Origin of the sequence: Niastella koreensis GR20-10, assembly GCF_000246855.1 — a bacterium.
Taxonomy (GTDB): Bacteria; Bacteroidota; Bacteroidia; order Chitinophagales; family Chitinophagaceae; genus Niastella; species Niastella koreensis.
In genome coordinates this window covers 4,929,365-4,945,747 of record NC_016609.1, presented here as the reverse complement: position 1 = coordinate 4,945,747, position 16,383 = coordinate 4,929,365, and the positions used below count along the sequence as shown (strand labels likewise).

The following is a 16,383-nucleotide window of genomic DNA, read 5'->3' as shown; positions in this document are numbered from 1 at the left end:
AAATACAGAAATGAAAAATGAAGAATGAAAATGAGTAAGTAAATGCCCGGAACTGTGAACCTGAAACCTGGAACAGAAACTTTAGTCATGCAAAAGCTACTGATATACACAATATTTACAATACTACTGGGAATAACCGGTTGTAAAAAGTTTTTGGAAAAACCTCCCGATAACCGGGCGGTGCTGAACTCACCTGAGAAGGTATCGCAGTTGTTGGGCACAGCGTATCCGCAGGCCAATTACATGGCGTTTTGTGAAAGCATTTCAGATAATGTGGCCGATAAAGGTATTGGTTCACTGGAGCGCACGAATATAGATCCTTTCAATTTTAAAGATGTAGCCAATACCGAAGAAGACTCGCCCGAGTTTTACTGGAATGCCTGTTACAAAGCTATTGCTGCAGCCAACCAGGCATTGGAAGCCTGTTCCAATGCAAAAGATCCGGACAGTTATACTTCACAAAAAGGCGAGGCATTGGTATGCCGGGCCTATGCGCATTTTATGCTGGTTACTTTTTTCTCAAAAGCCTATGATGCTGCCACCGCCGGTAATGATCCCGGGATTCCTTATGTGTTACAACCGGAGAAAGTGGTGTTTCAACAGTATGAAAGAAAGACGGTGCAGTATGTGTACGACATGATTGAAAAAGACCTGACCACAGGATTACCCCTCATCGATGATAAACGTTACAGTGTGCCCCGCTATCATTTTACCAAAGCGGCGGCTCATGCGTTTGCAGCCCGCTTTTATTTATTCAAACGCGAGTATGCAAAGGTAGTGGAACATGCCTCTCTGGTTTTTCCCAATAATAATGTGGTGGCCATGCTGCGTCCCTGGAATACCGAATACCGGGTGCTTACTTATAATGAATTGTGGGCGCGTTATGCCAAAGCTACTGAGCCGGCCAATCTGTTACTGGCAGAAACCCAATCGGTTTGGGCCCGTAATTATGTAGGCGTACGGTATGGACTGGATGCTTCTAAAGCAAATGAGATCTTATTGGGGCCAAACGTAACCGGTGGTACCCGCATCTTCCGGTTCCAGTTGTATACGGCGGGTACCAACAATTATTTTCTTCCCAAGGTGAACGAATATTTTGTAAGGGAATCGGTCAATGCCGAGATCGGTCTCCCATATGTAATGGTGCCGCTGCTTACGGCCGAAGAAGTATTGTTTAACCGCGCTGAAGCGAATGTATACCTCAATAAGATCGACGACGTGCTGAGTGATCTGAATGTGTATGCCAGAACGCGCATCTATAATTACAATGCTTCGCAACATACGATCACTGCCGGGAAGATCATGTCATTTTATCGAACCAGTGATGTGCAGCCCGGCGCCCTGGCAGCTGTGATGGATTTTAAACGGGCTGAGTTTGTACAGGAAGGGATGAGGTGGTTTGATCTGCTGAGGTATAAAATTCCTGTTGTTCATCCTACCGCCGAAGGGCCGGTGCTAACGCTCGCGGCAGATGATCCCATGCGGGTGTTTCAGATCCCGGATGTGGCGAAGCTGGCAGGCATTGCGCAGAACCCCAGGAGGTAAATACTGAATGTTGAATATCGAATGTTGAAGTGAAAGCCCTGACTCGGAACTCTGAACATGGAACTCTGAACTAATAAACTGAATCCTGTAATGAAAAGGTTTGCTACATATTTCTGTATAACGCTCTTAATAATCGGATGTAAGAAGTCCGAAAACTTAGGTAGTGTAGATGATATCTCCGGGTTAGGGGGCGATACCTGGGTGAAAGGGCCGATAGATAACTGGGTATATGATAATTTAACCAAACCCTTCAATATCTCTGTCAAGTATAAGTGGGACCAGTTTGAACTGGAACTGAACAAAGACCTGGTGCCGCCAGACGAAGAAAAGATCATTCCCGTAATGCAGGCGGTAAAGAAAGTATGGATTGATACCTATATAGCCGAAGCCGGCGATGTATTCATTAAAAATTATTGCCCCAAGTTTTTTGTGTTGTGCGGCAGCGCCAGCTGGAATACCGATGGCACTATCACCCTTGGAACTGCTGAAGGCGGACGCAAGATCGTTTTGTATGTGTTGAACGATTTCAGAACAAAGGCCATGACGGATTATACGCCTTCCGATTCCAATACAGTAAAACAATTATTCCACACCATAGAGCATGAGTTTGGTCATATCCTTCATCAGAATGTTTTGTACCCTGAAGATTTTAAACGGATCACACCTGGTTTTTACACGGCCAACTGGAACAATGTATCGGACAATGCTGCCCGGCGGGATGGTTTTGTAACGGCTTATGCGATGTCGGCCCCGGACGAAGATTTTGTAGAAATGATTGCGATGATGCTGATAGAGGGGCGGGCCGGCTTTGATAAGATCGTGAACTCCATTCCGGCCGGCACCAGCATCAATGGCATTACCCAGGCCGATGCGATAGCCAAGCTGCGCAAGAAAGAAACGATGGTGGTTAGTTATTATAAGGATGTGTGGAGCGTTGACTTTTATTCATTACAGAACAGGGTTAGGTTGGCCGTTGATGCTTTGATTAATTGAAGAAGCAGGTTGATACAGTTGATAGCGTTGACAGGGTTCACAAGTTAACAGGTTTACAAGGAAGGCCGCGACGCGGGTTGCCGATTCACGATTGCCGATTCACGAAAAAATCATTAATGAAAATAATAGCACACATAATTCTCGTAACGATCATCTTAACATCCTGTAACAAGGACAAAAGCCCTTTCGATAAGAGCGTAGACGATCGGATAAACGAACAGCTGGGTAGTTACCAACAGGTGATTTCAGGGGCGGCCAATGGCTGGACGGCCACCCTGATCACCAAACCGGGCAATACCTATAGTTTTTATTTCCGGTTCAATGACAGCAACCGCGTGTTTATGTATTGCGATTTTGATACTACCACTGCCGGGGTGTTGAAGGAAAGCAGTTACCGGTTGAAATCATTGCAGCAGCCCTGTTTGATCTTCGATACCTATAGTTATGTGCATTTGCTGGCCGATCCCGATGCCAGCAAGAACGGAGGCGTGTATGGCGGCGGGCTGTTATCGGATTTTGAATTTTCTATTGACACCTGCACGACAGACAGTATCAAACTTACCGGCCGCTTTAATGGCAGTGCGGCTATTTTAAGAAAGGCTTCCGCACAGGACCGCGCGGCCTGGGAAAACAAAGCGGTGCGTAATAACCTGGTTGGATTGAACAACCTGGGAAAGATCCTGAACTACTTTAAACGGCTTACCTATAATGGTACTGATTATGAGATCCGGTTTATTGCGGCTTATAAAGTTGCGATCATTACCTGGAAAGATGCTGCCGGTATGGCGCATACGGTTACAACACCTTATTATATTTCTCCCTCCGGAATAGTGTTCCCCATTCCGGTAGTGAATGGAAGTACCACCATTACAGGATTAAATATTACCGGATATAATACAACAACGAATACAGTTCAGGTACGGTTGAATAACACGGATGCCACAATTGCCGGGGCAATAAGACCTGTAAATCCCGATGTACAGGCTGCCCGGCGTTGGTGGCAATGGGGTGCCGATGCGCAAAGCTATTGGTTCTCCTGGAATGGCTTTCATGCAGATGGAGTAGACGATGCATTCAAACTGAAGACGCTGCAAACAGATACGTCGCAGTTCTATTACCTTACTTACTGGCCGGGGGTGCAACCTTCTTCCGGGTCGTCTTTTGATGCGTTGATCCCGTTTTACTACATCCCTCGCATCAATGACATCGATTTTATTTATGGCACTGCGCCTAAACCAACATTTCAATCAGATGGCCGGGTGCAATTCAGTTTGTTGAGCGACCTCACGGTAGGTCCTTACCCAACAACCGGTCCTGCTTCAAAAACAAAAGATCAATTCTTTAATAGTAATGGGTACTGGTTTGTACAAACCGGTGAGAACAGTTATGACATGGTGAGTGCGAAGGATGCGAAGACCTGGATTACGTGGCAACATTAGGTTGATAGGGTTGATAAAGTTGATAGAGTTGACAGGGTTGACAAGTTAACATGTTGACAAGTTAACAAAGAAAACATAGAATTCAGAACTAAGTACACAGAACTATAAAACTACTGCTCCATGAGAAAAGGCTTCTTTTTATTATTACTGCTGTTTACTGCTTTTCATTTAAAAGCCCAGGTTGATATTCCCATTGGATCTGGGACTACAGGGAACGATAACCAAAGTTATCCCTGTCCCATCCAGGACTGGTTTGAAGGCGCGCGTGCCCAGTATTTATTCCAGGCATCCGAGTTGACTGCCGCGGGTATGGGTCCAGGTACGATCAGCTCCATTAAGTTTAATGTATTGGATGTAAATCAAGCCGGGCTGTCGGAAAAAATGGTGATAAAGATCGGCGGCACTACCGTGGCTACCTTATCAACCAACAGCTGGGACGATTTTACGGGCACTACTGTTGAAACAACACCTGTAGATTACCAGGCAGTGGTTGGTTCCAATGTATTTAGTTTGCCATCGCCGTTTTTCTGGAATGGGACCGATAACATCCTGATAGAAATCTGTAATGGCGATCCGGGTAATATCTCAGGTCCTGCTTTTTTTACCGAGAACCCCACCATTTCGTGGACGACCGGGTTATCGTTCAACGGGTCGCATACCTATATCAGCGATAATGCGGGTAGCCTGTGCGGTACCAGTAATGCATTCAATTCGGGGCCGCAGACCACGCGACCCGATTTGGTTTTTTCATGGACGCCGGCCAATACCTGTACGGGCAAACCCACTGCCGGTACAGCAGCTACTTCCTTAGCGAATGTATGCCTGGCGCAAAACTTTACCTTAAGCCTGAGCGGCCAAACGGTTGCTTCGGGCATTACTTACAGATGGCAATCTTCCCTCAATAATACAACCTGGACGGATATCCCCGGCGCTACCTTGCCTGGGTTCACCACCAGTCAAAGTGTAACGCAACGGTACCGGGCCATTGTTACCTGTACCAATGGCGGGTTGATGGATACATCCAACAGCGTGCAGGTGATCTCACCGGCATTGGTACAGGGCGTGTTCTCCATTAACAGTGCGCAGCCAACGGGCGGCACCAACTTTCAGTCGTTTAACGATGCGGTGAATTATATTAAGTGCGGCATCAGCGGTCCGGTTACATTTAATGTGGCGCCCAACAGCGGGCCGTATGCCGAACAGGTTACTATTCCGAATGTAGGCGGCGCTTCTACCGTAAACACCATCACCTTTAATGGCAATGGTGCTACGCTGGCCTGGAACACGTCTGATGGCAACAACCGCACGGGCATCATTCTTAACGGAGCCAAACATATTATCATCGATAGTTTGAATGTAGATGTGTCGGCCGGCAGTTTCGGCTGGGGTATTGTGCTGATGAACAAAGCCGACAGCAATACCATTCGAAGATGTACGATCAATACCAATAATTCTGCCACCACCAGTAACTATGCAGGCATTTTGATAAATGGGTCTGCTACCGGTACGGCTGTTTCCGGTAACAATGGAAATGGCAACCTCATCAGTGGCAATACGATCAATGGTGGGTATTATGGCATTTACATCTACGGAAATACCAGTCCTTACAATACCGGGAACGTCATTGAGAAGAATAAGATCCTGGAAGCGTACAATTATTTCATTTACGTATATGGCAATACCAACCTGCTGATTACAGGTAATGATATTTCGCGGCCATCGCGTTCCTCGGTTACATCTACCTACGGAATTTTTACTACCACCACGCAAAATACGCTGGTAGAAAAGAACCGCGTGCACAACCTGTTTGATGGAGCAACGGGTAGTGGTTCTGCTGCCTATTGCATTTATAACGCGGGATCCGGTTTGTCGGCCACGCAACCGAACCGGACAGAGAATAACCTGGTGTACAATATCAATAATGGTACGGGTACTATTTATGGTATCTATTCGCCGGGTTACAACAACTGCCGTTTTTATCACAATACGCTTGTGCTGGATGATGCCGCGGCCTCGTCAGGCACTACCTATGGTTGTTATACCTATGGGGCCGAAGTGTATGTGAAGAACAACCTGGTGTACATTACACGCGGTGGTACGGGCATCAAATACTGTATGTATTTCTCCGGCACCGGCGTTACTTCATCAGCCAACAATGACCTGTACCTGAATGCACCGGCCGGCACCAATAATTATGGGTATTACAATGCTGCCTGGACAACCATGGCAGGCTGGCAGGGGACGGGTTTCGATCTCAGCAGTGTGTCGCTCGATCCGCAGTTTGTAAATGCGGGTGTTGGTAATTTCCGCCCTGCGAATGTGTTCCTCGATAATATGGGCGTTGCAGTAGGGGTGACCAGTGATATTTTTAATGCCGTGCGCAGCACCTCAACACCTGATATTGGTGCGATTGAATTTGCGTCAGCGGCCTGTACCACGCCACCAGTGCCCGGAGCAGTAAATAGTACGGCCAACCCGGTATGTGCCGGCGTGAATTTCTCTTTAAGTCTTACCGGCGGTACAGCCGGGGCCGGACAAACCTACCAGTGGCAGTCCTCACCCGATAATGCCACCTGGACCAATATTACCGGGGCAGTAAGTTCTACCTACAGCACCATGCAAACAGCCAGTACCTGGTACCGCGTTGTAGTTACCTGTGGCACCTTTACCGTTAACTCGGCGCCCTTCCAGGTAAATACAGCTGCTGTTTCATATGCTACGCTGCCTTTTACGGAAAGCTTTGAAGACCCCTGGATAAATGGCTGCGACATTCGCGACATTCCCAATAATTTCTGGCGAAGCAAACCGGGCACAGGTAATAATTCCTGGCGCCGGTTCGATGATGGGGCGGCTGCCGCCTGGACGTCGCCTACGATTGGCGCGTATGCACCACCGGCTACCAATGGCATCTATTCGGCCCGCTTCCACAGTTTCTTTGCCTCCGGTGGGTCCATGGGCTCCCTTGATTTTTATGTAAACTGTAATACCGGTGTGCTCAACAAACGGTTACGGTTCGATTATATCAACACCTCAGGCAGCGATACCCTCGAAGTGCTGCTGAGCACCGATGGAGGAGCTACCTTTACGCATTTGGGTGGTTACGCCGTAAATACCAGTTGGGACAAGAAGATCCTCAACTTTGCTTCCAACTCGGCCACTACGGTGATCCGCTTCCGCGCCACTTCCGATTTTGGCGCTACCGATATCGGCATAGACAATCTCTCCATGTTCAACCTGGAAGATTGTACCGGAACACCGGTGCCTGGTACTACTGTATCCAGCAACACCATGGTGTGTCCCGGTTCGCCATTCACGTTAAGTGTAAACGGGCTGCCATTACAAAATGGCCTCACCTACCAATGGCAATCATCGCCTGATAACGTGGTATGGACAAACGTTTCCAATGCCGCCAGTGAAACCCTCACCACCTCACAAAATGTGGCTACCTGGTATCGCATCCTTATAACCTGCGCCAATGGCAATCAAACTGCCGGTTCTGTGCCGGTATTAGTGCCTATGCGGGCTCCGTTGTATACCGGGTTGCCTTATACCGAGAGTTTTGAAAATACCTGGATCAATGGTTGCGATACGCGTGATGTGCCGAATGATTTCTGGAGCAACGATCCGGCTACGGGCGATGAATCGTGGCGCAGGAATGATGATGGTACTTCAGCAGCCTGGTTCAGCAACAATGGTGCGTATGCTCCTGCAGCGTCGCAGGGAACTTTCTCTGCCCGCTTTCACTCCTTTGACGCCAATAGTGGCGCAATTGGTAAATTCGATCTGCATATCAAAGCCAATACCGCCGCGGCTGTTAAACGATTAACGTTTAGCTATATTAATACCAGTGGCAACGATAGCCTGGTAGTGTTGGTGTCAACAAACGGCGGGACCAGCTTTACCCGGATAGATAGTGTGGGGCTACGCAGCGCCTGGTCGCAAAAAGTTATTTTCTTTAATTCCGTCTCAGCCACTACGATCATTCGCTTTCAGGCGGTTTCCGATTTCGGCGTTACCGATATTGGAATAGATGATATCCTCGTGGCCGACTGGCCCGATTGTTCCGGTACACCCAATGCCGGTACAGCCACTACTTCCAGCTCAACTGTTTGTGTGGAACCATTTACATTGGGGGTAACAGGCATCAGTACAGGCAATGGAATTACCTACCAGTGGCAGCAGTCGGTAGACAGCCTGGTGTGGACCGACATCACCGGTGCTACCAGTATTTCCCTGACCAAATCACAGGTGGGTACACACTGGTACCGCCTGGTTACTACCTGTACGATAAGCAGTACATCAGCTACCTCATCGGCGGTAAAAGTGATCTCGCCCACACCGGTGCATGGCATCTTTACCATTAATAATACCCAACCAACAAATGGTATTACAGTCTTTAATAATTTCAACGATGCCTACAACTTCATCAAGTGCGGTATTGACGGACCTGTAACCTTTAATGTAGAAACGGGGACCGGCACCTATAATGAACAGTTGAGCATGACGGCCATTCCCGGCGCCTCAACGGTGAACACGGTAACGTTTAAAGGCATTGGCAGTGGGGTGCTTGGTTTTGCTTCTACCAATACCAATGAACGGGCGGTGATAAAACTCAAAGGCACACGGTATATCATCCTGGACAGCCTGATCATCAATGCCAGTTTGGGTACCTATGGTTATGGCGTACAACTGATGAACAATACCGATTCCAACATAGTGCGGAACTGTACCATTAATCTGTCTACCAGTTCTACCACGCAGAACTTTGCGGGGATTGTAGTGAATGGTTCCGATGCGGGCCCCGTTACCACCGGGAACGTCTTAAGCGACTTTAACGAATTTACCGGCAATACCATTACCGGCGGTTATTATGGCATTACCCTGGTGGCCAGTTTTAACAATGGCGCCAATGGAAATAACAAGATCACTAAGAACATTATAAAAGATTTTTACTCCTACGGTATTTATGTGGCCGGTAGTTATGCAACCCTGATAGAGAAGAACAGCATCAGCCGGCCTGCACGTACCGGGGTAACCGATTTCTATGGCATTTACTTTACCACGGAAAAGAATGCAGGGTGCGCTATCAGCAAAAACCGCATCTTTAATCCGTTTGGCGGGGCGCCCAACAGCACCGCTGCTTTCTATGGTATCAACTCCAATAATTCCAGCGGGTCAACCGGTGGCACCAATAATGAGAATGTAGTAAGCAATAACCTCATCTACAATGTAAATGGGAATGGATTGCAGTATGCCCTCTATAATACTGCATCGGGCAATACCTGGTATTTCCATAATACCATTTCGCTGGATAATATTGCTTCTACCTCCACCGCAGCAACAAGAGGTTTTTATCAAACCAGCACTGCGGGCGGTGTTTTCTTCTATAATAACAATATTTCTATCACCCGCGGGGGTACCGGGGCCAAGTATTGTATTTACCTGGCCTCGAACCTGCCTGCCGGGGAAGACAACAATAACTTTTATCTGAATGCCGCAGCGGGCGCCAATGCAATAGGTTTTTACACGGCTAACCGGGCCCAGTTGAACAACTGGCGTGCTGCCACCAACCTGGATGCAAATTCATTATCTATAACACCCGCATTTGTTGATCCTGCCAATGGCGACTTTACGCCAGGCAACGCCGGTATAGATAATAAAGGCACAGGCATTGGTATTGCGGACGATATCAAAGATCAGTCACGCAGTACCACCACGCCGGATATTGGCGCCTATGAGTTTACGCCATCGCCTTGTGCAATACCATTGGTAAATGGCAGAATAGATCTGTCACCCGATACGCTGTGCCAGTATAACCCCGTATACCTGCACCTGAATATCGGGGCATTCGGTTCCGGCCAAACCTTCCAGTGGCAACAGGCCAAATCGTTGACCGGTACGTGGGTAAATGTGGGTATGCCCATGCTGACACCCGATACCACCATTATTGCCGATACTACCAGCTTCTACCGCGTGCAAATTTCCTGTGGCGTCAATACCGTTTATACCGATACGGCGCTGCTGGTAGTGAACCCGGTGTTGCCCAATGGTACGTATACCATCAATAAAAATGGGTCAAGTACTTATATTCCTGGTAAACCCGGTGGCAACTTCCTGAGTTTTGCCGATGCAAAAGCAGCCATGGGTTGCGGTATTGGCGGCGCCATCGTGTTTAATGTGGTGCCGGGCTCAGGGCCCTATACCGAACAATTGATCCTGGATAGTATACCCGGTACCTCGGCCATCAATACCATTACGTTCAACGGCAATGGCAACACCATCACCTTTAATGCAACGAATAATAGTCAGCGTGCAGTAATAAAACTGAATGGGGCCGACCACATCATTATCGACAGCCTGGTAATTGCAGCAGGTGGCGGTACCTATGGTTATGGGGTGCAGCTGATCAACAATGCAGATTCCAATATTATCCGAAAGTGTACCATCAATACTTCGGTATCATCAACCAGTACCAATTATGCCGGTATTGTGATCAACGCAAGTGATGCAGGTACTATTACAACCGGAAGCACTTTGAGCGATGCCAACGTGTTTGATAATAATGTTATTACCGGTGGTTATTACGGCATTACCCTCGTGGGCAGTACAACGGCTGATGGTTTCCTGAATAACAACAGCTTTACCAATAACACCGTACAGGATTTCTATAATTATGGCTTGTATATAACCGGTACCAATTTTACCAGGGTAGCCGGCAACAAATTTACCCGGGCAGCGCGTACCAATACCGCTACCAGCGTGTATGGCATCTATGTAACCACTGCGGCCAGCAACCGGTTAAGTATTTCAAAGAACAGGTTCATGCGTTTCTTTGGCGGCATAACCGCCAATACGGCCACTCTCTATGGCATTTATCACAACAGTGTATCGGCCTCGCCTGAAGATACGGTGAGCAATAACCTGTTCTACGACCTGGATGGCAACGGGCCTGTTTATGCCCTGTACAATACAGGCTCATCAAACGTCTGGTACTATCATAATACCATTTCTATCGACAATACAACCAGTACCGCAACGGGTGTAAGTGTGGGTTTCTATCACACTGCTACTGCCACCGGTATCCAGTTTGTTGATAATATCATTACCATTAACCGGGGTGGAACCGGCGCCAAACACGCCATTTATCTCAACTCCACTACCAGTGAAGTGTTATCGGACAACAACGATCTGTATGTAAACGCCACCAACGCGAATACCGGCTTTTACACAGCCAACCGTATTACCCTGGCCGACTGGCAAACCGCCACTACCAAGGATGCGAATTCACTGGGCATGAACCCGCTTTATACGGATGTTGCCACCGGCAATTATATGCCACAACTGGCTGCCATGGATAACAAGGGTACGCCGGTAGGCATTACTACCGATATCCTGAATGCGGTTCGTTCAACCACCACACCGGATATGGGAGCGTATGAATTTGCGCCGTTGCCTTGTCAAACGCCACCGGTGGCTGGTACAGCCATTGCCACTCCATCATCAGGCTTGTGTCTGGAAATGCCGATAGAGTTAAATGTGACCGGAAATTCGCCATTGGGCGCTATTACCTTCCAGTGGCAATCTTCACCAGATGGCACGAACAACTGGACCAACATCAGTCCCGTTCAATACTTCCCGAAATACAATACCAAGGCAGGATTAAGTACCTGGTACCGTGCAGCGGTAACCTGTACCAACAATACCGTGTATACGGCTCCCATACAGGTAACCCTGAATAATATCCTGCTTACAGGGCGTTATACCATCGATCCGGCGGGAGGAACGGCCTTGCCGAACTTCACTTCCTTCCAAAGTGCAGTAGATGCCTTACTGTGTGGTATCAGCGGGCCAATTGTCTTCGATGTAAAAGCGGGCACGTATACCGAACAGATCAGGATCCCATATATACCCAATACATCTGCTGTAAACACCGTAACGTTTGAAAGCGATAACGGCGTGGCCAGTTCGGTGAACCTGACCTTCAATGCGACCACTTCTGCCAACTATACGTTGAAGCTGGACAGCACCAAATATTTCATCTTTAAGAACCTGACCATCAGCGGTACCAATACCACCTTTGGCCGGGTAGTGGAACTGGCGAACACCGCTTCTTACGACAGCCTTGTAAACTGTATTATCACGGCGCCAGTGGCTACAGTGGCTTCCAATACCCTGGCCGGCATTTATGCCAACCAGTTAAAGGGAACCAACAATGTCATTAGAGGCAATACCGTCAATAACGGCGCTACCGGTATTTACTTTACCGGTACGGGCACCGGGGCCGGGCTCACACCTGACCATGTGATCGACAGCAATACCGTGAACAACGCCTGGCAGAATGGTATTTATGCTGCCAATATCAAACGGATTCAGCTCAATAAAAATACCGTTAACCTGAATGGCCCGGTAAATGCAACGGCATATGGCATTTATGCAACGGATTGCGATTCGTCGTACAACATAACCGGCAATCATATTAACATCACCAATACCACAACCATTGTATATGGACTGGCGCTTTTCAACAGCGATAGTTCAATAACGAAACGGGGCAGACTGGCGAATAATATAGTGACCGCTGTAAACAATGCCGGCACTTTGTATGGCATTTACCTCAGCGCTTCACCAGGCATTCTGGTGGCCAACAACGTAGTGTCGTTGCAAACAACCGGCGCCGGTTCCTATGGTATGTACCATAACAATTTTAATGTAGCAGATTATTTCAACAACAGCATCAACACAACAACGGGAACCGCAACCAACAATTACGCCATGTACCTGTTGAACACCACGGCGAATGCGGTTCAATTACGTAATAATATCTTCTCGGCAAAAGGCGGTGGTGTAGCTCTGTACGTAAACAACAGCAGCCAGTCACTAACCAGTGATTACAATATGCTGTATACCACCGGGGCAAACCTGGTGCAGCGGGCCACCCCGGCAGGGCTGTTTGCCACGCTCACCGACTGGCAGGCCGGTTCTTACTGGGATAAATATTCCATAACCTATACGCCAGCCTTTGTAAGTAATATCGACCTGCATCCCGACCTGCTTAATCCCGATGTGTGGGCCATGCATGGCCGTGGGGTGCAGATTGCGGGCAATGATAAGGATATCAATGATTCTGTAAGACCAGTGCTGCTTACGCAGGGCGTACCAGATCTCGGCGCCTGGGAATTCTTCCCAACAGCACAGCCAACCCTGTTGACCGCAACCCCTGCCACGCCTGTTGCGAACCAGTTACAAACCTTTATGTATGGTACCGATACGGTGATGAAGATCACCTGGGGACCAACCGCGCCGGCCACGCTGGAAGCGCGTCGTTTCTCAGGCGTTGTGCCCGCAGGATTGCAGCCACGTCCGGATTCCATGTTTTTCTATACAAAAGTGGATATCCCAGGCGGTGGTAATTATGATTACAATATGGAATTGTTCTACCTCGATCCCTGGCAGGGTTCCATCCCGGATCAAAACCAGTTGGGTCTTGGAAAAACAACCGTGTCCAATGCGTGGGTGGTTGGCTTTAGCAGCCGGGTAGATGTGCTGAAGAAAAAGATCACGCAAACCTCGGTGAATTATATCAATCGCTTTACCGGGTTGATCAATCCATATGCGCCACCGGTATTACCGGAAAAAGACAGCTCCAACCGCGGTAAACGATTCTGGGTAGGTTACCAACGGAGTTATGATTTTGACCCTGGTAGCAATTCACAGGAAATGGTGTTGTATATGAGCACTACCGATCAGCCAGCCAATGTACAGGTGCGCATCGCCGGCACCAGCTGGGTACGGAATTATGTGATTCCGCCATTTACGACAAAAGCATCGGACTTTATGCCGAAGACCGGTCTGGATGATGCCCGCCTGCTGGATGAAGGTTTATACAACCGCGGCATCAGCATCGTGAGTGATGTGCCCATAACGGCTTACGCACATATTTTCGCCAGTGCCAATTCAGGCGCCACCATGTTGTTCCCGGTTGGCGTATGGGGTTATGAATATTACTCGCTGAACAACCGGCAGAATTACAGTACCACCGGCGCGTACACAACCATTATGGTAATGGCCGATAAGGATAATACCGTGGTAGAGATCACTCCATCTGTACCTACGCTGGCAGGAAAACCCGCCAACGTTCCATTCAGGGTTACCTTAAACGCAGGCGATGTGTACCAGGTGCTGGGCGCCATGATCAGCGGGGCTGACGGGTACGATTTGACCGGTTCTATTATAAAATCTATTCCCAATGCGAATAATGAGTGTCACCCGATAGGCGTATTCACCGGAAGTTCACGAACAAGCCTTGCCTGTGGAAATGGGGTAGGCGGGTCAGGCGACCTGTTCTTGCAGCAAACCTTCCCATACTCGGCCTGGGGTAAAACCTACCTCACGGCGCCTACCTCCAACAGTGCCAACATCAGTACGCTGATGACAAATATTTTCCGCATCCTGGTGAAAGATCCATCAACAATAGTAAAACGAAATAATGTTCAGTTACCCTTAACCAGTTTAGTCAATAACCGCTACTATCAATATGAAAGTTCTACAGCAGATATAATTACCGCCGATAAACCTGTTACCATGGTACAGTATATGTCCTCAACAGGCAGTTGTCCCAATACCGGTGGCGACGGAGATCCGGAAAGCAATATCCTGAGCCCGGCAGAACAGGCCATCAGGGGCTTCTCGGGCTTCTACCGCAATAACCGCGATGCGATCAATATCAACTATCTCACATTGATCCTTCCAACAGGAGGTATGAGCTCGCTGAAAATAGACGGAGTGCCCTGGGCTGCGATCCCCGCTGCTGATAAATACAGTTATGCGCACTCACAACCTGGTTATACAGTGTGTGTTAAGAAATGGCCGGCAGGAGCAGGACAAAGCTCGGTAGAAAGCGATTCTACTTACCTGGGTCTGGTGTATGGTTTGGGCAGCGTGGAAAGCTATGGCTACAATGTAGGTACCATGGTGAAGACCCTGCAAGGTTTGGGAACCATCTCCAATACGTTGAACAATGGCACCAAAGCAGAATACACCTGTGCGGGTACGCCATTCCGGTTCACCGCTTATCTGCCATTCATTCCTAATTCGCTTACATGGAAGTTCAGCCGCGTTCCGGGATTAACGCCCAATGCAGACGTGACCGTGAACACACCGGTGCCAAGCGACAGTATACTTATAAACGGCGAGAAGAACTACGTGTTCCCGCTGAGCCAGGATTATACGTTTGCCAACCCGGGTGTATACTCTGTAGAAATCATCTACGACCACCCGGATATTGAAAGCTGCGATCATACCGGCCGCGACCTCATCTATATACAGGTAGTGCCGGCGCCAAGAGCAGACTTCACCATCAACTTCTCCGGTTGTGTGAAAGATGTGGCTGAATTCACCGGGGAAAGCAACGCGCTGAATGGGATTGCCGTGAACCAGTGGAAATGGAATTTCCATGATGGTACGAAGCAAACCGGACAAAAGGTTACTTACAAATACAATACAGCAGGCACGTACATGGAAGACCTGCAATCGATAACAGCCGATGGTTGTATAGGCGATACCTCCAAACAGGTAGTGGTGAAACCAATACCGGTGCTGACCGCTAAATCAGTGGTGGTATGTACCGGACGCGATACCACGCTTTCAGTTGAAAACCCGGCTGCAGGCGCCACCTACACCTGGTATACTTCAGAAACCGGAGGTACGGTAGCCGGAACAGGACCAAGCTTAAAGATCACCAATGTTACAGCCGGTACCGATTACTATGTACAGGAAACTTCACCAAACAGTTGTAGTTCGGAAAGAACAAAAGTGTCGGTAGCGGTGCAAAGTTCCATTCTGCAGCCTGTGGTATCAGTTGATTCGGTAGGCTCCAACCTTGTTCGGTTCACATGGACAGCCGTGCCGGGCGCTACCGGTTACCAGGTGTCGCTGGATGGTGGTAATAACTGGTCAACGCCTTCTTCAGGCTCTTCCGGACTGAGTCATACCGTAGCTGGTTTACAACCGATGCAAACCGTTACCATTATTGTGAAAGCACTGAGCGCCTGTACAGAAGCGAGGTCTGCACCGGTGTCGCAACAGGTTCTGCCCGATGGCATTTTCATCCCCAACAGCTTTACACCTAATAATGATGGATTGAACGATGTGTTGAAAGTGTATGGCTATAAGATCAAAGAGCTGAAACTGGTGGTGTTTAATCAGTGGGGTGAGAAGTTGTTTGAAACAAGCGATCAGAGCCGTGGCTGGGATGGTATGTATAAAGGCAAAGTGCAGCCGAGTGGCGTGTATATGTATGTGTGCCGCCTGGTGTTGACGGATGGAACGGTGATGGATAAGAAGGGAGCGATCAATTTAATAAGATAGGCAAAAGGCAAAGGGCAAAGGGATAATACAAAATGATAAA

The 16,383-nt window shown here is 48.4% G+C and carries 4 protein-coding genes; all 4 read left to right on the top strand.

Annotation, left to right across the window (positions count from 1 at the left end; genetic code table 11):
* Positions 1-87 precede the first annotated feature (87 nt).
* The 4 genes from NIAKO_RS19295 (at position 88) to NIAKO_RS19280 (ending at position 16,343) form a co-directional block, all read left to right on the top strand.
* Positions 88-1,545, top strand: coding sequence for a RagB/SusD family nutrient uptake outer membrane protein (locus NIAKO_RS19295; protein WP_041348975.1), 1,458 nt, complete (start codon positions 88-90; stop codon positions 1,543-1,545).
* Between the two features lie 90 nt (positions 1,546-1,635).
* Positions 1,636-2,538 carry a zinc-binding metallopeptidase gene (locus tag NIAKO_RS19290; RefSeq protein WP_014220127.1) on the top strand — a complete coding sequence of 301 codons (903 nt, stop codon included), beginning with the start codon at positions 1,636-1,638 and terminating at the stop codon, positions 2,536-2,538.
* Positions 2,539-2,654: 116 nt separating this feature from the next.
* Positions 2,655-3,977 (top strand): DUF4302 domain-containing protein, encoded by a 1,323-nt coding sequence (locus NIAKO_RS19285; RefSeq protein ID WP_014220126.1) that lies wholly within the window; start codon positions 2,655-2,657, stop codon positions 3,975-3,977.
* Positions 3,978-4,097: 120 nt separating this feature from the next.
* Complete coding sequence (locus NIAKO_RS19280; protein ID WP_014220125.1) at positions 4,098-16,343, top strand: Ig-like domain-containing protein; 12,246 nt, start codon at positions 4,098-4,100, stop codon at positions 16,341-16,343.
* Positions 16,344-16,383: the final 40 nt, after the last annotated feature.

Coding starts and splice junctions, on each gene's coding strand:
- NIAKO_RS19295 (WP_041348975.1), top strand. CDS start 88: ATGCAAAAGCTACTGATATACACAATATTTACAATACTACTGGGAATA.
- NIAKO_RS19280 (WP_014220125.1), top strand. CDS start 4,098: ATGAGAAAAGGCTTCTTTTTATTATTACTGCTGTTTACTGCTTTTCAT.
- NIAKO_RS19290 (WP_014220127.1), top strand. CDS start 1,636: ATGAAAAGGTTTGCTACATATTTCTGTATAACGCTCTTAATAATCGGA.
- NIAKO_RS19285 (WP_014220126.1), top strand. CDS start 2,655: ATGAAAATAATAGCACACATAATTCTCGTAACGATCATCTTAACATCC.